The organism is Acidovorax sp. SDU_ACID1, assembly GCF_045291395.1.
Taxonomy (GTDB): domain Bacteria; phylum Pseudomonadota; class Gammaproteobacteria; order Burkholderiales; family Burkholderiaceae_C; genus MR-S7.
The window spans coordinates 2,087,849-2,111,070 of record NZ_CP152342.1; the positions used below are offsets into that span (position 1 = coordinate 2,087,849).

Here is a 23,222-nt window from a genome sequence, read left to right on the forward strand (position 1 = left end):
GATGCGCATCGAAACCCTGGCCGTCCACGCAGGCTACTCGCCCGACCCGACCACCAAGTCCGTGGCGGTGCCCATCTACCAGACGGTGGCCTATGCGTTCGACAGCGCGCAGCACGGCGCCGACCTGTTCGACCTGAAGGTGCCGGGCAATATCTACACGCGCATCATGAATCCGACCAACGACGTGCTGGAAAAGCGCGTCGCGGCGCTCGAAGGCGGCATCGCCGCCGTGGCCGTGGCCTCGGGCATGGCGGCCATCACCTACGCCATCCAGGCGATCGCCGAGGCGGGCGACAACATCGTCAGCGCCAGCACGCTCTATGGCGGCACCTACAACCTGTTCGCCCACACCTTCCCCCAGCAGGGCATCGAGGTGCGCTTCGCCGATCCGCGCGACCCGGCGAGCTTCGACAAGCTCATCGACGCGCGCACCAAGGCCGTGTTCTGCGAATCCATCGGCAACCCGCTGGGCAACGTGACCGACATCCGGGCCCTGGCCGACGTGGCCCACGCCCACGGCGTGCCGCTGATCGTGGACAACACCGTGCCCAGCCCCTACCTGCTGCGCCCCATCGAGCACGGCGCCGACATCGTGGTGCACGCGCTCACCAAGTACCTGGGCGGCCATGGCAACAGCATCGGCGGCATCGTCGTGGACAGCGGCAAGTTCCCCTGGGCCGAGCACAAGGCGCGCTTCAAGCGCCTGAACGAGCCCGACGTGAGCTACCACGGCGTGGTCTACACCGAGGCCCTGGGCCCGGCCGCCTACATCGGCCGCGTACGCGTCGTGCCGCTGCGCAACACGGGCGCGGCGCTGGCGCCGCACAGCGCCTTCCTGATCCTGCAGGGCATCGAGACGCTGGCGCTGCGCATGGACCGCATCTGCGAGAACTCCCAGAAGATCGCCGAGGCGCTGCAGCGGCACCCCAAGGTGGAATGGGTGCGCTACGCGGGCCTGAAGGACCACCCCGACCACGCACTGGTGCAGCGCCAGTCGGGCGGCCGGGCCTCGGGCATCCTGTCGTTCAGCCTGAAGGCCGAGGGCGACCCGCGCGCGGCCGGAGCGCGCTTCCTGGATGCGCTGCAGCTCTTCACGCGCCTCGTGAACATCGGCGACGCCAAGTCGCTCGCCACGCACCCGGCATCGACCACGCACCGCCAGCTCAACGCCGAGGAACTCGCCAAGGCCGGCGTGACCGAGGGCATGGTGCGCCTGTCCGTGGGCATCGAGCACATCGACGACCTGCTCGAAGACCTGCACCGGGCGCTGGACGCGGTCTAAGGTGTTTTCAGCCTCCAGCGCTTGCCAACCAAGCGCTGGCAGCTATTTTTCCGATAGCACGTCGCGCGCCAGCCGCAGCCCGCTGAACTGCCAGCGCGCCGTGGCCGGGAAGAAGTTGCGGTAGGTGGGGCGCACATGCCCCGCCGGCGTGGCGCACGAGCCGCCGCGCAGCACGTACTGGTTCACCATGAACTTGCCGTTGTATTCGCCCACCGCGCCCTCGGCCACGCGAAAGCCGGGGTACGGCGCGTAGCTGGACTGCGTCCACTGCCATGCCGCGTCGCAGCGCTGCGCGATGTTCTCCGGGTGCGTCTGCACCGCGTGCTCCCATTCCGCCTCGGTGGGCAGGCGCGCGCCGGCCCAGCGCGCATAGGCGTCGGCCTCGTAGTACGACAGGTGCACGGCTGGCCCCGCCGCCTCCAGCGGCCTCAGGCCGGCCAGCGTGAACGCATGCCAGGCGCCGCCTTCCGCGCGCTGCCAGTAGAGCGGCCGCTCCAGCCCCAGGGCCGTGCGCCAGTCCCAGCCCTCGGCCAGCCACAGCGCCGGATCACGGTAGCCGCCGCTGTCGATGAACGCGGCGAACTCGGCGTTGGTCACCAGGCGCGAGGCCAGCGCATACGGCTGCAGGTACACGCGGTGGCGGGGGCTTTCGTTGTCGAAGGCGAAGCCGCCGCCCGCATGGCCGATCTCCGTGAGCCCGCCTTCCATCCGCAGCCATTCCAGCGCTGCCGGGCCCTGCGCCGGTGCTGGCGCGTCGGGGCTGTAGGCGGGCAGCAGCGGGTTGCACGAGAGCAGGTGCTGGACATCGGTGAGCAGCAGTTCCTGGTGCTGCTGTTCGTGGTGCAGGCCCAGCTCCAGCAGGCCCAGTACCTGCGGCGCACCCTGCGCGAGCAGCCGCCACATGCGCGCGTCCACGTCGGCGCGGTAGGCCAGCACCGTGGCCAGCGAGGGCCGCGTGAGCAGGCCGCGCTGCGGGCGCGGGTGCTGGCGGCCCACGCCCTGGTAGTAGGAGTTGAAGAGCACGCGGAACGCCGGGTCGAAGGGCTGGAACCCTTCCTCGTGCGTCTCCAGGATGAAGGTCTCGAAGAACCACGTGGTGTGCGCCAGGTGCCACTTGGCGGGGCTGGCGTCGGGCATGGACTGGGCACAGCAGTCCTCGGGCGACAGCGGCTGGGCCAGCGCCTCGGTGGCGGCGCGCACGGCGGCATAGCAGTGCAGCGCCTGCGCCTCGGGTGCCTGGGGGGTGTCGGAGGGATAGCGCACGGCGCGGGACTCCTTTCGCGCCGCGTCAAGCGCGCGCATGGACCAGGGCGTACCAGCCGCGCGGGTCGGTCCAGTGGCGGGTTTCGCCGAAACCCGCCTCGCGCAGCAGCGCGGTGAAGGCGGGCAGCGGGTACTTGTAGCTGTTCTCGGTGTGGATGCGCTCGCACGCGGCGAAGTCGCGCCCGCCGCCAGGCCAGCGCACGCGCTGCGGCCCCATGGCCTCCAGGTGCATCTCGATGCGCGAGGCGGCGGCATTGAAGAAGGCACGGTGGCGCCACTGGCGCGGGTCGAAGTCGCTGCCGATCAGCCGGTTCACGTGCGCCAGCACGTTGCGGTTGAACTCGGCGGTGACGCCGGCCGCGTCGTCGTAGGCGGCCTCCAGCACCGCCACGTCCTTGGGCAGGTCGATGCCGATCAGCAGCCCCCCGCCGTCCAGCGCCAGCGCGTGCATGTGCCGCAGCAGCCGCAGCGCCTGCGGCGGATCGAAGTTGCCGATGGACGAGCCCGGGTAGAACACCAGGCGCCGCTCGCGCGGAATGTCTGGCGGCAGTTGCACCCCGGCGGTGATGTCGCCGCCCACCGCGCGCGCGTCCAGCCCGGGCAGCGCCGCGCGCAGCCGCGCGACGGCACCGTGCAGGAAGTCCTCGGAAATGTCCACGCCCACGAAATGCGAGGCCCGCAGCCTGCGGCACAGCAGCCGCGCCTTCTCGCAGCTGCCCGCCCCGGGCTCGATCACCACGCCGCCCGTGCCCGCCGCGCGGGCGATGTCGCCGCCATGCTGGCGCAGGAGCGCGTGCTCGGTGCGCGTGGGGTAGTACTCGGGCAGGCCGGTGATGTCCTCGAACAGCTCCGAGCCGCGCTGGTCGTAGAAGTATTTGGGCGAGATGCTTGCCGCCGCATCCTGCAGGCCTGCCGCGATGGCGGCCCGCTCGGAGGGAGAGGCCCGCGCGTGCGCGCCTCCTGGGGGCAGCGCGCCGAGGGCGGCGCGCCCGCTGTCGATGGATGTCGTGGGGTGGTTCTGGACGGTGGGCATGTCGGTCCAGCGTAGTCCCCTGCCCCTTCGGCGCCGGGCAAGCCAAGACGCCCCGCGCTTGTAGGACAGGGCCGCATCGCCCGCCTCATAAAAAAGGGCCGGCACCCTGCGGCACCGGCCCACCCCACCATGAAGAACTGAAAAAATGCGCTGTGTTTTTTTAGAAGCGCCAGCCCAGGCCCACGCCGGCCAGCACCGGGTTCACCTTGAACGTGCCCACCTTGTTGCCGGCGGAGAACACGTCGGTCTTGATGAACACCTTCTTGACGTCGAAGTTCAGGTACAGGTTCTTGGACAGGGGAATGTCCACGCCCACCTGCAGCGCGCCGCCCCAGCTGTCCTTGTCGATGGAGGGGTTCAGCGCGGCCTGCACGGCCGGGTCGAAGCGCACGTTGGAGAAGCGCGTGTAGTTGATGCCGGCGCCCACGTAGGGCTTGAAGCCGCTGAAGTTGGTGAAGTGGTACTGGGCCAGCAGCGTGGGCGGCAGGTGCTTGAGCGAGCCGATCTTGCCCAGGCCATTGGCGCGCAGGTCGTGCTTCTGCGGGTAGGTCAGGATCAGCTCGGCCGCGATGTTGGGCGTGAAGAAGTACGACACGTCCACTTCGGGGATGACCTTGTCGTTGATCGACAGGCCCAGGCCCGTGCTGTCCTTGTTGGCGCTGTCGAGGTTGACGGCGCGCGCGCGCACCATCCAGGAACCTTCAGCGGCCTGCTGCGCGAAGGCAGCGCCGGAGGTCATTGCACACAGAACGGCCAGGGCCAGAAGATTCTTTTTCATAGGGCTGAATGTGGTTGTTGAACGGGGACGGCCCCCGTGCAGCTATTAAGCCTATGAACCGTCAGGTCAATGTTGCCGTAGATCAAACCTTCGCTGCGCTGCAGCATGACGCAGCTCAACGGCCGCGCAGGCGCCCCAGCAGCGTCCATGCAGCGAGCACCACGGCCCCCACCGCCATGCCCGCCAGCGCGTTGAGCACGTGGGGCAGCACGACCGCCCACAGCCCGCCCAGCGGCCACGTAACCGCCGCCTGGCCCGCCGCTTCCACCGCATGGTGCAGCGCCGGCACGCCGTGCACCACGATGCCGCCGCCCACCAGGAACATCGCCGCCGTGCCCGCCACCGACAGCCCCTTCATGAGCCACGGCGCCGCCGCCACGATGCCGCGCCCCAGCGCGCGCGCCGCGCTGCTGGCCCGGCCGCTGAGCCACAGGCCCAGGTCGTCCAGCTTCACGATGCCCGCCACAAGGCCATAGACGCCCAGCGTCATCAGCACTGCGATCCCCACCAGCACCGCCACCTGCTGCGCGAACGGCGCGCCCGCCACCGCGCCGAGGGTGATGGCGATGATCTCGGCCGAAAGGATGAAATCGGTGCGCACGGCGCCCTTGACCTTGTCCTTCTCGAACGCGGCCATGTCCACCGCCGGGTTGGCGCTGGCCTTGGCGTGGCTCTCGTGCTCGGCCTCGTCCTCATGGGCGCTGTGCAGGAATTTGTGCGCCAGCTTCTCGCAGCCCTCGAAACACAGGAACGCGCCGCCCACCATGAGCAGCGGCGTGACGGCCCAGGGCGCGAACGCGCTGATGAACAGCGCGGCAGGCACCAGGATCGCCTTGTTCACCAGCGACCCCTTGGCCACGGCCCAGACCACGGGCAGCTCGCGGTCCGCGCGCACGCCCGTCACCTGCTGGGCGTTGAGCGCCAGGTCGTCGCCCAGCACGCCGGCCGTCTTCTGCGCCGCCACCTTGGTCATGGCCGACACGTCGTCCGCCATCGCGGCGCTCTTCTTGGCGGCCACCTTGGTCATGAGGGCGACATCGTCGAGCACGGTGGCGATGTCGTCGAGCAGGGTCAGCAGGCTGCCAGCGGCCATGGGGGCGTTCCTTTCAAGAAGCCCGGATTGTGAACGTAATCGGGCTCCAGCGCTTGTGGGACAAGCGCTGACAGCTATTGTTTTTGCAACTTGGCGTCCATCACGCATGCATGCTCTGCATCACGCTCTCGGCCGCATGGCGCACGTGCTCCTCGCACAGCCGCGCGGCGGCGTCGGCATCGCGCGCCTCGATGGCATCGACGATGGCGCCGATCTCCCGCAGCGTGCGCGGCAGGCGGCCCGGCTGGGCCATGGAGATGCGCCGCAGCACCGTCACGCGGTTGTTCAGCTGCTTGAGCATCTGCCCGGCCACGAGGTTGCCGCAGCCTTCCAGCAGGATGTCGTAGAACTGGTTCTTGAGCGTGAGCACCGCGGCCCGGTCCTGCTGCGGGTCCAGCGCCTGCAGTTCGGTCAGCTTGGCACGCAGCGCGGCCGCTGCGGGGGCGTTGCATGCTCTGCGAACCCCCTGCCCGCCAGGCTTTCCAGGCTGGCGCGCACGGCGTAGATGTCGCGCACCTCGCTGGCGGAGATGCTGGTGACCTCCGGCCCCTTGTGCGGGACGATGGTGATGAGCCCTTCGGCCTGCAGGTGCTGCAGCGACTCGCGCAGGCACGAGCGGCTCACGTCCAGGCTTTCGCACAGTTCCCGCTCCGACAGCTTCTGCCCGGGCGCGAACACGCCATCGAGGATGGCCGTGCGCAGTGTCTGCGTCGTTCTCTGGCGCAGCGAGGTTTCTTCGCGGGGGACACGCAGCGTGGGGTTCATGGGCACCTGGAGTAGGAATGGCTGACAGCAGGATTGTCTTACACGAAAACCCACCGTAGTGCCATTCCCATTTTCACTCAATCATATTGTCTGACAATCAGAATATATTTTCTCATCCGCTGCATGCCGCAGCCCTTTACCTGGAGCTCCCGTCCCATGACCCGTCCCTACGCCCCCAAGAACCAGGCCCTGTTCGACCAAGGCCTCGCCACGCGCCGCGCGGTGCTGGGCGCCGAGTACGTCGATGCCTCGATCAAGAACGCCACCGACTTCAACATCGACATGCAGGAACTGGTCACCCAGTACTGCTGGGGCGACGTGTGGAACCGCCCGGGGCTGGACCGCAAGACGCGCTCCTTCCTCAACCTGGCCATGATCTCGGCGCTCAACCGCCCCCACGAGCTGAAGCTGCACGTGCGCGGCGCCATCAACAACGGGCTGACCAAGGACGAGGTCAAGGAGGTGTTCCTGCAGGTCGCCATCTACTGCGGCGTGCCTGCCGCGATCGATTCCTTCCGCGTGGCATCGGAAGTGTTCAAGGAAATGGACCTCTGAAGGAGCCGCATATGACCCGTATCGGATTCATCGGCCTGGGCATGATGGGCCGCCCCATGGCCCACCTGCTCCATGCCGCGGGGCTGTCGCTGGTGGTGCGCGACGCCAACCCGGACGCCGCCGCGGGCTTTGCGGCGGAACACGCGGGCGTTGCCATCGCGCAGGACGCCGCGGCATTCGCTGGCTGCGACGCGGTGATCACCATGCTGCCCAACTCGGACATCGTGGACGCGGTGGTCCGCGAGCTGGCCCCGCACCTGCGGAGCGGCGCCTGCGTCATCGAGATGAGCTCCGCCGACCCCGTGCGCACGTGCGCCCTGGCGGCGCTGCTGGCCGAGCGCAGCGTGGCACTGATCGACGCGCCGGTCTCGGGCGGCGTGAAGAAGGCCGTCAACGGCACGCTGGCCATCATGGTGGGCGGCGACGCGGCGGTCTTCGCTCGGCACCGGCCCTTGCTGGAACGCATGGGCCAGGCCATCACCCACGTGGGGCCGGTGGGCGCAGGGCACGCGCTCAAGGCGCTGAACAACTACGTCTCCGCCGCCGCGCTCATCGCCACGGCCGAGGCGATCCATGCGGGCACGGCCTTCGGCATCGACCCGGCGACGATCGTGGACGTGATCAACGCCTCCACCGGCAAGAACAACACCACCGAGAACAAGGCCCACCAGTTCATGCTGAACGGGGCGTTCAACTCGGGCTTCTCGCTGCTGCTGCAGGCCAAGGACGTCGGCATCGCCGCCGCGCTGGGCGAGTCGCTGCAGGTACCGATGGCGCTGGCGCAGCAGGTCAGCGCCATGACGTCCGAAGCCTCGCGACGGCTGGGTGCGGGCGCCGACCACACCGAGCTCTATCGGTTCGTGGCCCCTGCCTGACCGCACCCTCTTCCTCTTTCCCCTTCGTCCCATGCGACAAGCGGCCGCGCCGCCGCTTCGCCCTGAGCGCTTTCATCCCGTCCCTGCCGCACGGGCGGGGCGACCTCATCCCGATTCCTGGAGACAAGCATGCGCAAGATCCTCAAACCCCTCCTCGCCGCAGCACTGGCGGCCGCGTCCCTCGCTGCATCCGCCAACGGCTTTCCCACCAAGCCCCTGCTGATCGTCGTGCCCTACCTGTTCACCGTCGCGGGCTGGCTGGAAGGAGACGGCGTGGACATCGCCGACTTTCCCCAGGTGCATGGCCATTTCCAGCGCACCGGCGAGCGGCCCACGGTGCGGCAGTCGCTGGCCTGATATTGAGTCGAATCGGGCTCCAGCGCTTGGTGCACAAGCGCTGGCAGCTCACATTTTTGAATCTCTATGTGCAAGGGCACAATGCCCTTCATGACGCATCGCACCGCACTTCCCCTCGCCGCCGCTCTGGCGCTGCTGCTGTCCGCCTGCGCGGGCCCCTCGGCGCGCGTGGGCGTGGGCGTGCCCGTGGGGCCGTTCAGCGTGGGGGTGGGCGTGGGCTCGGGCGGTGTGTCCGCCGGGGTCGGCACGGGCGTGGGCCCGGTGGGCGTCGGCGTGGGCGTGCACCAGGGCGGGCAGGTCACGGGGCATGCGGGCGTGGGCGCCTCGGTGCCCGTGGGTGGTGCGCGCGTGGGCGCGGGCGTGGGCTCTTCGACCGTGCTGCACGACCCGCAACGGCCGCAACCCGCCGCGCCCCCGGCAGCCCGGCCGTGCAATGGCGCGACGCCCAGGGGCGCGTCGTGCCCGAATGCCAGGCGCTCGGCGGCTGCTGATCAGTCCCGCAGGGCTTCCGCGACGGCACCGTGCGGATTGGCGCACGGGTCCATGGGCTTGTTGGGCGCGATGCAGGCGGCCAGGTACTCCTTGACGGCGCGCTGGCGGCGGGCGTCTTTTTCTTCCAGCCGCGCCAGTATCTGGCGAGGCAGCGTCACGTCCCACGTCGCCTGTGCCACCTGCGGGCGCAGGGCTGCCGTGGCCTGGTATTGCAGCACCAGGCGGCGGCGGGCCACGTCCAGCGTCAGCAGCACGATGCGGCCCGGCACCAGGGCCTGCTGGGTCGGGCGGCCCGCGAAGCGCAGGGTCACGTAGGGCATCGGGTCGGGCGGAATCTGCAGGCGCAGCGTGCCCTTGGCACCGGCGGGCTGCACCTCCAGCCAGTCGCCCGGGGCCACGTAGCCCACAGTACGGTGGCCCTCGCGCACGCGGCGCTCGCCCACGCAGGGCACGTAGCCGTATTCGATCTCGCGCGCCTGCGGGCCGGCGACACTCATCGTGCCGCCGTCGCCCTCGCTCAGGGCCACCAGCGGGCGCGGCTGGCTGCCGGCGGCCGCGATGCCCACCCAGCGCGCGCCGGAGAGGAACAGGCCAGTGTCGGGAAACCAGGTCGTACGCTGGTTGAACGCGGCGCCGTGCGGCAGGCAGGCCGTTTCCTGGTCGGTGGGCGTGTGCTGGCCGATGGTGGGTTCCTGCGCCGATTCCTCCAGCCGCATGCGGCCGTGCTCGTCGAAGACCCAGGTCATCTTCAGCAGCAGCGAGGTGTATTCGCCGAACTTGTCGATGCCGGTGAGCGTGACATGGGGCAGCGGCGTGTTGTTGACGATGCGGTGCGGCGGGCGCGCCTCGTCCTGCGGCACGGGCGCGGGCGGAGCCGCGCAGCCCGCCAAGGCGGCGGCCAGCGCGAGCCCGGGCGCCGCGGCCCTCATGCCACCCACTTGCGCGCGTTGCGCCACACGCGCATCCACGGGCTCAGGGCGGATGGGTCGCCGCTGGTCCAGCTCATCTGGATGTTGCGGAACACGCGCTCGGGGTGCGGCATCATGGCCGTGAAGCGGCCGTCCCTTGTCGTCACGGCCGTGAGGCCGCCCGCGCTGCCGTTGGGGTTGAACGGGTAGCGCTCGGTGGGCTGGCCGTGGTTGTCCACGTAGCGCATGACACCCACCACGCGGTCCGCGTTGCCGCGGTGCTGGAAGTTGGCGTAGCCCTCGCCGTGCGCCACGGCGATGGGCAGACGGCTGCCGGCCATGCCTGAGAAGAACAGGCTGGGCGAGTCGAGCACTTCCACCATCGACAGGCGCGCCTCGAAGCGGTGGCTCTGGTTGGTGGTGAAGCGCGGCCAGTCCTGGGCGCCCGGAATGATGTCGGCCAGCTCGGCGAACATCTGGCAGCCGTTGCACACGCCCAGCGCGAAGGTGTCGGCGCGGCCGAAGAAGCGCTGGAACTGCTCGGACAGGCGTTCGTTGAAGGTGATGGAGCGCGCCCAGCCGATGCCCGCGCCCAACGTGTCGCCGTAGCTGAAGCCGCCGCAGGCGACGACCCCCTTGAAATCGGCTAGGTCGGCGCGGCCGGTCTGCAGGTCGGTCATGTGCACGTCGAACGCCTCGAAGCCCGCTTCGGTGAAGGCATAGGCCATCTCCACGTGCGAGTTCACGCCCTGCTCGCGCAGCACGGCAACGCGCGGGCGTGCGAGATTGAGGTACGGAGCGGCCACGTCCTCGGCCGGATCGAACGCCAGGTGCAGGTGCATGCCGGGGTCGGCCGGGTCGCCCGCCGCCGCGTGCTCGCTGTCGGCGCAGGCGGGGTTGTCGCGCTGCTGGCAGATCTTCCAGCTCACGGCGTCCCAGACCTGGTGCAGGTCGGAGAGCGAGGCGCTGAACACGGCCTTGGCGTCGCGCCAGACCTGCAGCTCGCCCTTGCCCGCATCGATGGGCGAGTTGGCGGGCCGCGTCTTGCCGACGAAGTGGCTGCAGGTGGCCAGGCCGTGCTCGCGCAGCGTCTGCATGACCTGCGTGCGGTCGGCGGTGCGCACCTGCAGCACCACGCCCAGCTCCTCGTTGAACAGCGCGCGCAGCGTGAGTTCCTCGCGGCGGCCGCTGACCTGCTGGGCCCAGTTCTTGGCGTCGCCGGTTTCCATGCGGCTGTCGCTGATGCCGTCGCCTTCGGTGACGAGCATGTCCACGTTGATCGCCACGCCCACGTGGCCCGCGAAGGCCATCTCGGCCACGGTGGCGAGCAGGCCGCCGTCGCCGCGGTCGTGGTAGGCCAGGATGCGGCCCTGCGCGCGCAGCGCGTTCACGGCGTTCACCAGGGCGATCAGGTCCTGCGGATCGTCCAGGTCGGGCACCTCGTCGCCGCTTTGCTCCAGCACCTGCGCGAGGATGGAGCCGCCCATGCGCATCTTGCCACGCGAGAGGTCGATGAGCACCAGGGAAGTGTCGTCTTCCTGCGCGTCGAGCTGCGGCGTAAGCGTGCCGCGCACGTCCTGCAGCGTGGCGAAGGCGGTGATGATGAGGCTGACGGGCGAGGTAACCTTCTTCAGCGCGCCGCCCTCGCTCCACTGCGTGCGCATGGACAGGCTGTCCTTGCCCACGGGGATGGAGATGCCCAGTTGCGGGCACAGCTCCATGCCCACGGCCTTGACGGTGGCGTAGAGCGCGGCGTCCTCGCCGGGCTCGCCGCAGGCGGCCATCCAGTTGGCCGAGAGCTTCACGCGCGGCAGCTCGATGGGCGCGGCCAGCAGGTTGGTGATGCTTTCCGCTACCGCCATGCGGCCCGATGCGGGAGCATTGATGGCAGCCAGCGGCGTGCGCTCGCCCATTGCCATCGCCTCGCCCGCGAAACCCTTGAAATCCGCCAGCGTGACGGCCGCATCGGCCACGGGCACCTGCCAGGGGCCGACCATCTGGTCGCGGTGCGTGAGGCCGCCCATGGCCCGGTCGCCGATGGTGATGAGGAAGCGCTTGGAGGCGACCGTGGGGTGCGCCAGCACCTCGATGACGGCCTTCTCCAGCGGCAGGCCGTCCAGGTTCACCGGGGCGAGCGGGCGCTGCACGCTGGCCACGTCGCGGTGCATCTTGGGCGGCTTGCCCAGGAGCACGTCCATGGGCATGTCCACGGGGTATTGCTGCGCGCCTGCGGCCACGGCCGTGTCTTCGAGCACCAGGCGGCGCTCCTCGGTGGCGGTGCCGATCACGGCGAAGGGGCAGCGTTCGCGTTCGCAGAACGCGGTGAACTGCGCCAGCGACTCGGGCGCGATGGCGAGCACGTAGCGCTCCTGGCTCTCGTTGCTCCAGATTTCCTTGGGCGCCAGGCCCGACTCCTCCAGCGGCACGGCGCGCAGGTCGAAGCGCGCGCCGCGGCCGGCGTCGTTGGTCAGCTCGGGGAAGGCGTTGGACAGGCCGCCCGCGCCCACGTCGTGGATTGCCAGGATCGGGTTCTGGTCACCCTGCGCCCAGCAGTGGTTGATGACCTCCTGCGCGCGGCGCTCGATCTCGGGGTTGCCGCGCTGCACAGAGTCGAAGTCCAGCTCCGCCGCGTTGGTGCCCGTGGCCATGGAGCTGGCCGCGCCGCCGCCCATGCCGATGCGCATGCCGGGGCCGCCGAGCTGGATCAGCAGCGTGCCGGCGGGGAATTCGATCTTCTTGGTGAGCCGCGCGTCGATCACGCCCAGGCCGCCCGCGATCATGATGGGCTTGTGGTAGCCGCGCACCACGCCGCCCACCTGCTGCTCGTACTCGCGGAAGTAGCCCGTGAGGTTGGGCCGGCCGAACTCGTTGTTGAACGCGGCGCCGCCCAGCGGCCCCTCGGTCATGATCTGCAAGGGGCTCGCGATGTGCTCGGGCTTGCCCACTTCGCTGCCCCAGAGCTTGGAGACGGTGAAGCCCGTCAAGCCCGCCTTGGGCTTGGAGCCGCGCCCCGTCGCACCCTCGTCGCGGATCTCGCCGCCCGCGCCGGTGGCGGCACCGGGGAACGGCGAGATGGCCGTGGGGTGGTTGTGCGTTTCCACCTTCATCAGCACGTGGTGCGTGGCACTCCGCTTTTGATAGCTGGGCGCACTGATCCTGTCTGCGAAAGACTCGAATTTGGCAATGAACTGCTCGACCTCGCTGCCCTCCATGATGGAGGCGTTGTCGGCATAGGCCACGATGGTGTGCTGGGGCGAAGTCTGCTCGGTATGGCGGATCATGCCGAACAGCGATTTCTCCTGCGCCTGGCCGTCGATGGTGAACTGCGCATTGAAGATCTTGTGGCGGCAGTGCTCGCTGTTGGCCTGGGCGAACATCATCAGCTCCACGTCCGTGGGGTTGCGCTGCAGGCCTTGGAAGGCGCTCACGAGATAGTCGATCTCGTCGTCGGCCAGCGCCAGGCCCCAGGCCTTGTTGGCGGCCTCCAGCGCGGCGCGCCCGCCCTGCAGCACATCCACGAAAGCCATCGGCTCCGCCTGCAGTTCGGTGAACAGGCGCTCGGCCTCGGCGCGGCTGGCCACCACCGATTCGGTCATGCGATCGTGCAGCAGCGCGGCGACCTGCTGCAGCTGCGCGGGCGACAGCTCGGGCGTGCCGCCCAGGAGTCCGCTCTTGAACGTGAGGCGGTATTCGGTGATGCGCTCCACGCGATGCACCGCCAGGCCGCAGTTGCGCGCGATGTCGGTGGCCTTGGACGCCCAGGGCGACACGGTGCCCAGGCGCGGCGTGACGATGAGGGGCACGCCCTCCCCGGGGCCCGCGTAGGCTTCGCCGTAGGTCAGCAGCGCCTCCAGGCGTTCGCGCTGCGCGGGGGTGGGCTCGGCATCCAGGGCCACCAGGTGCACGAAGCGCGCCGCGATGCCGGTGATCCTGGGATGGACGGACGCCAGGGCGCCTTGGAGTTGCTGCGCGCGGAAAGGACTGAGGGCGTTGCCCCCGGCAAGCGGGATCAGGTGCAAGGTCACGGTGGAGCGGCCTTTTGGGGAAGGTTCGGGAGGGATGGAGCGGTCTTCCGCGCCGGGGCGGCGCCCACGGGAGAAAAGCCCTTGATTTTAAGGCAAGGCGAGGTCGCGGATAATCGCGCGCCCCTTGTCCATGCTTCGGCAAGCACGGTTGCCATCCGCCAGTCGGCCGGTTCCCCGGTCCGACGCCACGACCAGGGCGGCAGTCTTCCAGACGTGCAGTTCGCTGCGCCAAGTCCGCTGCCCGAATGCGCCCGGCCCCTCTCGCCAGCGGCCGCAGCGGATGGTCCATCGCGCCCTGCCGACCAGGACCGGAGAAGAGGTCGGAAACTCTCTGCTGACCCCCATCGTCCAGGTGCCCTGCTTTATCCGGGGAACCCACAACGACAACATGAGCACACTACTCAAAGCTCTGGCACTGACCTGCCCCATCTGGATGTCTGCGGCGCCTGCCAAGGCTGTTCCGCAAGAAAAGCATGGCCCCGTCGATGCACAGCACGCGAGCAATTCCTTCATTCGGCCCGCAACGCGCATTGTCTCGCTTCAACCGTCATTCACCGAAGCCATCTGCGCGCTCGGGGGCTGCGACGCACTGGTGGGCGTGGACCGGTTCTCCCTGTGGCCGCAGCAGGTCAGCGCCCTGCCCAAGGTCGGAAGCCTGCGCGACCCAGATATCGAGCGCATCGTGGCCCTGCGGCCCGACGTGGTGCTGTCCAGGCCCGGGCACAGGGTAGACGACCGCCTGGAAGGCCTAGGTATCAGGGTGCTGACGCTGGATGCGCAGACTTACGAAGACATGGCTCAGGTACTGGAGACTCTCGCCGCTCTGCTCGGCCGGCCTGGCTCGGGCATACGGTTATGGCGGCGGACGAGCGAGCAACTGGCCATGCTGCAGCGCCAGATCCCGCCAAAGTGGCAGGGCAAAAAGGTGTATTTCGAACTGCACGGCGGCACATCTGCCACGGCCGCTGGCGAGGCATCGTTCATAGGCCAGACGCTGCAAGGCCTGGGCTTGGTGAATATTGCGGGGCGAGACCTGCCCATGTACCCCCGGCTCAATCCGGAATACGTGGTGCGCGCCAATCCCGATCTGATCATCACCATGGCAGAGACTGCCATACCGCCGTCAAACCGCCAGGGCTGGAATCGCATTGCGGCACTGAGGAACAACGGCCATTGCCGCATACCGAATGACGAATACGACATCCTGGTGCGCCCGGGCCCGCGCATCGACGAAGCGGCGAGGTTGATCGTGCAGTGCTTGCAACGGCTGGCGCTACCGAATGCTGCCATGTCAAAACAATAGCCGCCCACCCCCCTTGTCCGAGCCTCATCCATTGGCGGTGATCCGCACCGCACCCGGCCAGGCCTGCACCAAACGCTGTGCTCCGCCGAATACACGGTGGCTGGCGCGCGCCGGAACCTCTCCATCGACCAGCACATGACGCAACCGCAGTGGAGGGGGCTGCCTGACCAGCGACAGCACGTCAGGGCTGCGGAAGTCACTGAGCACCCAAAGGGTCTTGCGCTCCTCGGCCCGCCTGGAAATCAGCGCCCAGGCCGCATGCAGCGCCTGGGCCAGCGGGGTCCCTCCACCACCAGGCAGCGGCTCGATCAGATCGGCATTCCACTGCGGCGCGCGACGCGGCGGCAGACGCCATTGGACTTGGCCCGCGCCAAAGCACAGCAGCGCGACCGGCGTGCGTTGCACGTAGGCCCAGCGCATCCATTGCAGCAGCAGGCCCTTGGCCTGGGCGAAGGCGCCACTCTCGCGCATCGAGCCCGAACAGTCGAGTGCGAACACATGCAGCGAATGAAGTTGGCCGAAATGCTGGCGCCAGCGCAAATGCGCGGGCGCGAGCGGCCGGCTGCGCCGCTCGCGCAGCGTGGCGGGCCAGTCAAGCGTGGCGCCGGGGAAGCGCTGCGCCGTGACTTGCGCATGGCTTGCGAGTCCGTTCCCCATCAAGAACGCTGCGTCCTGTTGCCCCCGGCCGGGGCGGTGCGCCGCTGGCGTCAGCGCTGCGGGCCGGGGGCGCGGGCTTTTTTGCGGCCAGTGCCTCCAGGGCAGCCAGCGCCAATGCGTCGGCCTGCTGTGCATCCACCGGAGCGCTGGCCACGGGCTGAGGTTCGCCCCAATCAAGGGGCGGCTGTTCCTGGCTATGCGTGGCGGCATTGTTCTGATGAAAGTTGGCCGTACTGCTGAAGCGCGCCTGGGGCCCAGGCACAGGCGCAGAGGATGGAGAGGGTGCCGATGCGGGAGCAGGTGGAGCTTGGCGTTGAGGCTCCCCGGCGCGGTGCAGCAGCACCAAGGGCGTGACCTCGGCCACATGGTGCTCCGTGATCGCGTCGCAGCCCTCCCACGCGGCCAGCGCGCGCGCCGCACGCAGCATCACAAGGTCGGCACGCAGGCCGTCCACCTGCGCTTCTATGCATTGACGCGCCACTTCCTCGTGCACGGCATCGCTCCAGAGCAACTGGCCGGCATCGGCACAGCGCGCACGCGCCTGTCGCAGGCGTTCGGCGGTACGGGCTTGCTCCTGCGCATGGTCTTGCAGAAAACCCGCAGGGTCGAGGTCGAAGCGCAGCCGCGCCTTGACGATGGCGCTGCGCAATCGCGGGTCCTGCGCATTGGCAAGCTGCACGCACAGGCCCAGCCGGTCCAGCAACTGCGGGCGTAGCGCGCCCTCCTCGGGGTTCATGGTGCCGATCAGCACGAAGCGCGCCGCGTGGCTGTGCGAGATGCCGTCGCGCTCCACGCGGTTGATACCCGATGCGGCCACGTCCAGCAGCACATCAACGATGGCGTCGGGCAGCAGGTTGATTTCATCGACGTAGAGCACGCCGCCGTGTGCCTTGGCCAGCAGGCCGGGCGCGAAGGCCACCTCGCTGCCTGCCAGCGCTTTCGACAGGTCGAGGCTGCCGACCACGTGCTCGATGGACGCGCCCAGCGGCAGCGTGACGAAGGGCGCAGGCGCCAGCACGTCGGCCAGCGCGCGCGCCGCCGTCGATTTGGCCGTGCCGCGCGGGCCCTGGATCAGCACGCCGCCCAGCGCGGGCTCGATGGCGGCCAGTAGCAGCGCCTGCACCAGTTGCGGCTGGCCTTGAATCGCCGATAGCGGAAATGTCGGGGTCATTGCGGCGCGCGTCCTTCCATGAATTCTTCCTGCGCGAGCATCTGCGCGAGCAGCGCGTCATGCAGATCGCCGGGCTGCTCCCACATGCCGCGGTCGATGGCTTCGAGCAGCCGGCCCACGATGTCGCCCAGCGCCTGCGGGTTGTGCTCGCGCAGGAACTGGCGCACGGCCTCGTCCTGCACATAGGCTTGCGTGACCAGCGCGTAGTGCGTGTCGGAGACGAGCTGCGTAGTCGCGTCGAAGCCGAACAGGTAGTCCACCGTGGCTGCCATCTCGAATGCGCCCTTGTAGCCGTGGCGCATGGCGCCGGCAATCCACTTAGGGTTGGTGACGCGGGCGCGCACCACGCGGCCGATCTCCTCGGCCAGCGAGCGGATCTTGGCGGACTGCAGGTTGCCGTGGTCGCCGTGGTAGATGGCGGGCTCGCCACCGCCCAGGTGGCGCACGGCGGCGGCCATGCCGCCCTGGTGCTGGTAGTACTCGCTGGAGTCGAGCAGGTCGTGCTCACGGCTGTCCTGGTTTTGCAGCACCACGTCGAGCGTCTGCATGCGGCGCTCCAAGGCTTGGCGCGCGGGCACGCCGTCGGCCTGCCGGCCGTAGGCGAACGCGCCCCAGTGCAGGTAGTGGCGCGCGAAGTCGCCCGCGTCGCTCCACCGGCCCGAGCGCAGCAACTCGTGCATGCTGGCGCCGTAGCTGCCCGCGGGCGCGCCGAAGATGCGCCACAGCGCCTGTTCATGGGCTTCGGCGCCGTCCATGCCTTGCTGTGTCCACTGCGCAGCATCGCGCAGCACGCGGGCGCGGATGGGGTTGTCCTCGGCGTCCTCCTCCTGTTCGGCCACGGCGCGCACTGCGGCGTCGAACATCTGCACCACGCCGGGGAAGGCATCGCGGAAGAAGCCGCTGATGCGCAGCGTCACGTCCACGCGCGGGCGGTGCAGGCCCACGCGCGGGACGACCTCGAAGTCCACCACGCGCTGGCTGCCCGGCGCCCACTTGGGACGCACGCCTATCAGCGCGAAGGCCTGGGCGATGTCGTCGCCGCCCGTGCGCATGGTAGCCGTGCCCCAGACCGAGAGGCCGATGGCCGCCGGGTATTCGCCGTGCTCCTGCAGATAGCGCGCGATCAGCCGCTCGCTGGCCTGCTGGCCCAGCGCCCAGGCGGTCTGCGTGGGAATCGCGCGCGTATCGACGGTGTAGAAATTGCGCCCCGTGGGCAAGGTGTCGCAGCGCCCGCGCGAGGGCGAGCCGCTGGGCCCCGGCGGCACGAAGCGGCCTTGCAGCGCGCGCGAGAACTGTCGCAGTTCCTCGCTGCCGCAGGCGTCGAGCGCGGGGGCGATCTGTGCGTGGATGCGGTGCAGGGCCTGCCGTGTCTGCGGCCAGTCCTGGGCGGTCTCGGGCCGGGCCAGCACTTGCAAGGCCAGCAGTTCCAGCCGCTCGCGCGTGTCGCCGCCGTGGCGCCAGGGGCCGGGGTCGAGTTCGGCCAGCACCTGCGGGCGCGGCCCGGGCCAGGCGGCGGCCGCGTCCATGTCCAGCGGGTTCCAGTCGCAGCCGGGCAGCAGGTCGGCCGCCAGCGCATTCAGCAAGCCCTGCTCGCCAGCAGCCGGGTAGCGCGCCAGCGCCAGCAGCGTGGAGTCGCGCAGATGGCCTTCAGGCGAGCGGCCAAAGATGTGCAGGCCGTCGCGTATCTGGGTTTCTTTAAGCTCGCACAGATAGGCGTCGATGCGCTCCAGGACTTGATCGTCCTGCGCGGCATCCACGCCCAGCTCGCTCAGCAAATCCTGGCCTTTCGCGCAGTCCAGTATCTGGCGGCGCAGCAGCACGGCCCGGCGCTGGTCGACCAGCAGCGCGTCGTAGTACTCGTCCACCAGCCGCTCCAGCTCCTGCATGGGGCCGTGGTTCTCGGCGCGGGTGATGGGAGGCATCAGGTGGTCGATGATGACGGCCTGGCTGCGCCGCTTGGCCTGCGCGCCCTCGCCGGGGTCGTTGACGATGAACGGATAGACGTGCGGCAGCGGCCCCAGGATGGCGTCGGGCCAGCAGTGTTGCGACAGCGCCAGGCTCTTGCCCGGCAGCCATTCGAGGTTGCCGTGCTTGCCCACATGCACGACGGCATCGACGGAGAAGCTGTCGCGCAGCCAGAAATAGAACGCCAGGTAGTGGTGCGGCGGCACCCGTTCGGCGTCGTGGTACTGGGCGTAGTCGTTGCGGCCGTCGAGCGAGCGCGCGGGCTGTATGCCCACGAAGACGTTGCCCAGTTGCAGCCCGGCGACCATGAACCAGCCGTCGCGCAGCAGGGGGTCTTGCTCAGGTGTGCCCCATTGGGCGGTGATCGCATCGGCCATGCCCTCGGGCAATTGCGCCAGCCGCTCGCGGTAGGCGTGCAGCGAATAGCCCTGCCGCGCGCGGCGCAGCGGCCATTTGGCGGGGTCGTTGGCAATGCCTTGCTGCAGGCGCTCCATCAATGCCTGGCCGCTGGCGGGGCGCTCTGCCGCACCGCCCAGGCTCCAGCCGTCGCGCTCCAACTGCGCCAGCAGCGCGATCACGGATTCAGGCGTGTCCAGCCCTACCCCGCTGCCCATGCGCGCTTCGCTGCCGGGGTAGTTGGCCAGCACCAGCGCGGCGCGCTTGGCGGCGGCGCTCTTGCTGCGCAGCGCGCACCAGCGCCGCGCCAGTTCCGCGATCCATGCCACGCGGTCGGGCTCAGGCTGGTAGGCCACCACGTCGGTCTGCGTGAGCTCGCAGCGGTGCGCCAGGCCCTTGAAGCTCATGGCGCGCGTCATGATGCGGCCGTCCATCTCGGGCAGCACCACCTGCATGGCGATGTCGCGCGGGCGCAGGCCCTGGGCGTCGGCCAGCCAGTCGTCGCGGTTGGCACCGCTGGCGATCACCTGGAGCACGGGCACGTCGCCCGCCAGCGCATCCGTATCGCCGCCGCCGCGCGCGTGCTCGCCCAGCGCGGCGAAGGCCGTGGTGTTGAGGATGAGTTGTACGTTGTGCGCCACGCACAGCGCGCGCAACGTTTCCAGGCACAGCGCGTCTTTGAGCGATTCGAGCGCCAACGGCAGCGGGTTCAGGCCCTCGGCGAGAAGCGCCCCGGCCATGGCGTCGAAGGCATCGGTGTTGGCGGCCAGCAGGTGCGAGCGGTAGAACACCAGCATCACCACGGGCGCGCCGGGCTTCCAGCGCGCCTGCAAATCGTCGAGGCCGGGAACGCGGCCCGGCGCATCGCCCATCCAGGCCAGCGGCACATGCACGGCCACGGGCGGCAGCACGCGCACCGGCGCGCCCTCCACGGCACGGCCCAGCCCCCAGGCTGCGCCCATGCGCAGGAATTCGCGCGCATTGCCCAGGCCCCCGGCGCGCAGGTATTGCCACAGCGCGCGGCTGTGCTCGGGCGCCAGCGTGCCCTTGACCAGCAGTTCGGCATCTTCCTGGCTGTCGCCCGAGAACATCGCCAGCTTCTGCCCCTGCTGCTGCGCGAGCTTGCGCAGTTGCTCCATGCCATAGGGCCAGGCCGACTCCGCGCCCAGGTGATCGACGATGACCAGCCTGGCATGTTGCAGCACTTCGTCGATGTACAGGTCGAGCGACGCGCTCTGGCGCAAGTGCAGCAGGTTCGCCAGACGCAGCGTGGGCGCGTCGGGCTCGGCCTGCTGCCACAGCCGGTAGGCATCGGCCAGCAGCGACAGCGTGGTGTCGGCGGAACTGAGCACCACCATGTCGGCGGGCGTCTGGTCGAGCCGGGTGACGATGCTCTCGTCTTCGACAAAGCCGCCAGGGCGGGTGCTGAGTAGGTGCATGCTTCAAAAATGGTAGCTACTTGCGCTTGATGGATAAGCGCTAGAGGCCAATTTGACCTTAAATTTCCGCACCCGCCAGCGCTGCGCGCAGCACCGCCGCGTCAAGGTGCTGGCCGATGAACACCAGCCGCGTGGCCTGCGCCTCGCCGTCCTTCCAGGCGCGGTCGAAGTAGGCGTCGAAGCGCCGCCCCACGCCCTGCACCAGCAGGCGCATCTTCTTGCCCGGCAGCGCGGCGAAGCCCTTGACGCGCAGCACGGCGTGCTGCTGCACGATGGCTTGCAGCGCCTGCATCAGGCGCTCCTTGTCCACCGCGCCCAGGTCGATGTGCAGCGAGTCGAAGGCGTCGTGGTCGTGGTCTTCATCGTGGTCGTGGTTGGAGTGGCGCTCGTCGATGTGCGCCTCTGCCGCGCGGTGCTGGCCCAGCAGCACGGCCAGGGGCACGCTGCCTTGCACGGCCTCGACCATCTTGACGGCGGCGGGCACTTCTTCAGCGACGAGGGCGCGCACCTGGGCCAGTTCTTCGAGGCTGACCAAGTCGGCCTTGGACAGCACGACCAGGTCGGCGGCGGAAAGCTGGTCTTCAAACAGTTCGTGCAAGTCGGCCTCGTGGTCGAGGTTGGGGTCGGCCTGGCGCTGTTCATCAACGGCATGCGGGTCGTGCGCGAACTGGCCTGCGGCGGCGGCGGGAGTGTCCACCATGGTGACGACCGAGTCCACGGTGAAGACGCTCGCGATCTCGGGCCACTGGAAGGCCTGCACCAGCGGCTTGGGCAGGGCCAGGCCGCTGGTCTCGATCAGCAACACGTCGATGGCGTCGCGGCGCTCGGCCAGCGCCTTCATCACGGGGAAGAATTCCTCCTGCACGGTGCAGCACATGCAGCCGTTGGCCAGCTCGTAGATCTGGCCTTCGGATGCGTCGGCGCCGCCTTCTTCCTTGCAGCCGATGGCGCAGGTCTTGAGGATTTCGCCGTCGATGCCCAGCTCGCCGAACTCGTTGACGATGACGGCCACGCGCAGGCCTTTGGCCTGTTCGAGGATGTGGCGCATCAGCGTGGTCTTGCCGCTGCCCAGGAAGCCGGTGACGATGGTGGCGGGGATCTTGGTGGTTTGCATGGATCGGGCTCCGAGAAAGAAGAAACTCAAAAATCAGGGCAAGGCCTTCGGGCCGTGGACGCGCAGCGCCTCATCCACCAGGCCATGCAGCACGTGCTGCGTGAGCACCCGCCCCATATCGGCCTCGGCCAATGGGCCGTACCACACACCTTCGGGGTAGACGATCATGAGCGGACCATGGTTGCAGGGGTGCTGGCAACTGGTCTGCAGCAGCATCACGCGCTTCTTGAGGGCCGGCGTCTCGCGCACCGTCTGCGCGAGCTGCGGCCACTGCTGCACGGCGCCCTTGGCCGCGCAGCGCGGGCCCATGCACCACAGCACGTGGTGCCGATGCTCGGGCACGCTGGACCAGCCCACAGGGTCGCGCTCCCAGGCGTCTTCTCCGGTCACGGCGGCCACGTCCGGCAGCGCCAGCGAGCGCCGCACCGTGCAGGCCAGCATCTCGGGCAGTTGCGGCGTCTGCAGCAGCGGGTCGGCGAAGACGAGCCGGGGGCCATCGGCGCGGCCCGCGCGCCAACGCATGACCAGCTTGTGCAGCCAGCGGCGCAGCGGCGGCTCGTCGGGCGACATGACGGGGACGATGACGACGGTGCGGGCAGCGGCGCAGGCGTCGAGCGCCTCGGGCAGCGAGGGGTGCAGACGGTCGGCGAACGCAGGCTGCACCCGCGTCGGCGCGCTGCCCTGGGCGGCCAGCGCCTCGTGCACGCGCTCGGCCAGTTGCGCCAGATCGCTGGCGGCGGCCGAGTAGACGCCGCCCCGGGCCAGGAGGATTACGGCGATCGGCGCAAGCTCAGTCATCGCGGCCCAGCGCAGGCATGACTTCGCGCGCGAACAGCTCCATGCCTTGCAGCGCCTGTTCGTTGTTCCACAGGCCATTGCCGTTGAAGACGCAGCGCAACTGCGCGATGCCCGTGCGCGCCCGCAGCGCGGCGATCTGCGCATGGCACTGCTCGGGCGTGCCCCAGACGAACTGCTCGGCCAGCACCTTAGCCACATCGATCGGCGGCACCTCGGATGCGGGCACGCCGCGCTTGCCCGCGAAGAAGACGCGGCGCGCATGCAGCTTGTCCCACAGCGTGCCGAGTTGTTCCTGCACAGCTTGCGCACTGGCGCCGATGCACACGTAGCGTGCCAGCGACGAGCGCGCGCGCAAGGCCGTGCCGCCCTGCCCCAGCGAAAGCGCCGCGTGGTCCAGGCGTTCGAGCTGCGTGGTCTCGGGCGGCTCCAGGCTGAGCAGCAGGGGGAAATCCTCCTGCACCGCGAACGCGATGGATTCGGGCGTCGAGGCTGCGACGTAGATCGGCGGATGCGGGCGCTGCACGGGCGGCATGCCCAGCGTGCGCGGTGCGAAGCGCCACGGACCCTCGCGCGCCTCGACGGTATCGCCGCGCAAAGCGTCGCGCAGGATGCGCGCGCCCTGCTCGAAGCGCTCGCGCGTGGACTGCGGGTCAATCTCCAGGCACTCCAGCGAATCCGGCTCGGTGCCCCGGCCGATGCCCACGTCCAGCCGGCCGCCGCTCTGGAAGTCCACCTGCGCGATCTCCTCGGCCAGCACCAGCGGGTGGTGCAGCGGTAGCACCAGCACCGACGTGCCCACGCGCAGCCGCTCGGTACGCGCCAGCAGCGCGGCGGCGAGCAGCAGCGGCGACGGGTAAGGCCACGGCGCGCGCGGCACACGGAATTCACTGAACCACACGCCGTGGTAGCCCAGGCGGTCGGCGCGCTCGAAGAGCGAGAAAAAGCCTGGCTGT

General features: G+C 69.5%; 16 protein-coding genes and 3 pseudogenes. 6 read left to right on the forward strand and 13 right to left on the reverse strand.

The features are described from left to right. The first annotated feature begins 1 nt into the window (after window position 1). Window positions 2-1,282, forward strand: coding sequence for an O-acetylhomoserine aminocarboxypropyltransferase/cysteine synthase family protein (locus AAG689_RS10235; protein WP_406625845.1), 1,281 nt, complete (start codon window positions 2-4; stop codon window positions 1,280-1,282). A gap of 42 nt (window positions 1,283-1,324) precedes the next feature. Here the strand turns inward: AAG689_RS10235 and egtB are convergent, their stop codons facing one another. From egtB to AAG689_RS10260, 5 genes and pseudogenes are all read right to left on the reverse strand, one after another. Beyond that, window positions 1,325-2,584 carry an ergothioneine biosynthesis protein EgtB gene (gene egtB / locus AAG689_RS10240; RefSeq protein WP_406625846.1) on the reverse strand — a complete coding sequence of 420 codons (1,260 nt, stop codon included), beginning with the start codon at window positions 2,582-2,584 and terminating at the stop codon, window positions 1,325-1,327. After that, on the reverse strand, window positions 2,571-3,578 hold the full coding sequence (egtD, locus tag AAG689_RS10245) for an L-histidine N(alpha)-methyltransferase (RefSeq protein ID WP_406625847.1): 1,008 nt from the start codon (window positions 3,576-3,578) through the stop codon (window positions 2,571-2,573). The genes egtB and egtD overlap by 14 nt, the downstream gene beginning before the upstream one ends. Before the next feature lie 160 nt (window positions 3,579-3,738). Continuing rightward, entirely contained in the window at window positions 3,739-4,356 is a 618-nt protein-coding gene (locus tag AAG689_RS10250; protein ID WP_406625848.1) for an OmpW/AlkL family protein, read from the reverse strand. Between the two features lie 115 nt (window positions 4,357-4,471). Then, window positions 4,472-5,449, reverse strand: a complete 978-nt coding sequence (locus AAG689_RS10255) for a DUF808 domain-containing protein (protein WP_406625849.1) — start codon at window positions 5,447-5,449, stop codon at window positions 4,472-4,474. 100 nt (window positions 5,450-5,549) lie between these two features. Next, a pseudogene (locus AAG689_RS10260) lies at window positions 5,550-6,214 on the reverse strand (GntR family transcriptional regulator). A 156-nt stretch (window positions 6,215-6,370) separates the two neighbouring features. On the opposite strand from AAG689_RS10260, the gene pcaC reads away from it, so the two are divergent. From pcaC to AAG689_RS10280, 4 genes and pseudogenes are all read left to right on the forward strand, one after another. After that, window positions 6,371-6,769, forward strand: coding sequence for a 4-carboxymuconolactone decarboxylase (gene pcaC, locus AAG689_RS10265; RefSeq protein WP_020227469.1), 399 nt, complete (start codon window positions 6,371-6,373; stop codon window positions 6,767-6,769). 11 nt (window positions 6,770-6,780) lie between these two features. Next, a complete protein-coding gene (locus AAG689_RS10270) occupies window positions 6,781-7,644 on the forward strand; it encodes an NAD(P)-dependent oxidoreductase (RefSeq protein ID WP_406625850.1) in 864 nt (287 codons plus the stop codon). Window positions 7,645-7,878: 234 nt separating this feature from the next. After that, window positions 7,879-8,001, forward strand: a pseudogene (locus tag AAG689_RS10275) (glutathione S-transferase); the annotation flags it as partial. An 81-nt stretch (window positions 8,002-8,082) separates the two neighbouring features. Then, window positions 8,083-8,492: pseudogene (locus tag AAG689_RS10280) on the forward strand (hypothetical protein). Here the strand turns inward: AAG689_RS10280 and AAG689_RS10285 are convergent. Then, complete coding sequence (locus AAG689_RS10285; RefSeq protein WP_406625851.1) at window positions 8,493-9,422, reverse strand: hypothetical protein; 930 nt, start codon at window positions 9,420-9,422, stop codon at window positions 8,493-8,495. Continuing rightward, window positions 9,419-13,426 carry a phosphoribosylformylglycinamidine synthase gene (gene purL / locus AAG689_RS10290; RefSeq protein WP_406625852.1) on the reverse strand — a complete coding sequence of 1,336 codons (4,008 nt, stop codon included), beginning with the start codon at window positions 13,424-13,426 and terminating at the stop codon, window positions 9,419-9,421. Before purL ends, AAG689_RS10285 begins: the two co-directional genes overlap by 4 nt. Before the next feature lie 388 nt (window positions 13,427-13,814). Between purL and AAG689_RS10295 the strand changes: the two genes are divergently transcribed. After that, window positions 13,815-14,729, forward strand: a complete 915-nt coding sequence (locus AAG689_RS10295; RefSeq protein WP_406625853.1) for an ABC transporter substrate-binding protein — start codon at window positions 13,815-13,817, stop codon at window positions 14,727-14,729. 24 nt (window positions 14,730-14,753) lie between these two features. Here the strand turns inward: AAG689_RS10295 and AAG689_RS10300 are convergent, their stop codons facing one another. Genes AAG689_RS10300 through AAG689_RS10325 form a run of 6 tightly spaced genes read right to left on the reverse strand, consistent with a single transcriptional unit; the run spans window position 14,754 to window position 23,167 of the window. Further along, on the reverse strand, window positions 14,754-15,386 hold the full coding sequence (locus tag AAG689_RS10300) for a vWA domain-containing protein (RefSeq protein WP_406625854.1): 633 nt from the start codon (window positions 15,384-15,386) through the stop codon (window positions 14,754-14,756). After that, a complete protein-coding gene (locus AAG689_RS10305; protein WP_406625855.1) occupies window positions 15,322-16,557 on the reverse strand; it encodes an ATP-binding protein in 1,236 nt (411 codons plus the stop codon). The genes AAG689_RS10300 and AAG689_RS10305 overlap by 65 nt, the downstream gene beginning before the upstream one ends. Then, the gene (gene cobN / locus AAG689_RS10310; RefSeq protein WP_406625856.1) at window positions 16,554-20,357 is read right to left on the reverse strand and encodes a cobaltochelatase subunit CobN; all 3,804 of its coding nucleotides are present in this window, start codon (window positions 20,355-20,357) and stop codon (window positions 16,554-16,556) included. The genes AAG689_RS10305 and cobN overlap by 4 nt, the downstream gene beginning before the upstream one ends. Before the next feature lie 58 nt (window positions 20,358-20,415). Further along, window positions 20,416-21,471 carry a cobalamin biosynthesis protein CobW gene (gene cobW / locus AAG689_RS10315; protein ID WP_406625857.1) on the reverse strand — a complete coding sequence of 352 codons (1,056 nt, stop codon included), beginning with the start codon at window positions 21,469-21,471 and terminating at the stop codon, window positions 20,416-20,418. A 33-nt stretch (window positions 21,472-21,504) separates the two neighbouring features. Further along, on the reverse strand, window positions 21,505-22,269 hold the full coding sequence (locus AAG689_RS10320; RefSeq protein ID WP_020226582.1) for a (2Fe-2S) ferredoxin domain-containing protein: 765 nt from the start codon (window positions 22,267-22,269) through the stop codon (window positions 21,505-21,507). Continuing rightward, complete coding sequence (locus AAG689_RS10325; RefSeq protein WP_406625858.1) at window positions 22,262-23,167, reverse strand: LLM class flavin-dependent oxidoreductase; 906 nt, start codon at window positions 23,165-23,167, stop codon at window positions 22,262-22,264. The genes AAG689_RS10320 and AAG689_RS10325 overlap by 8 nt, the downstream gene beginning before the upstream one ends. Between the last annotated feature and the right edge of the window lie 55 nt (window positions 23,168-23,222).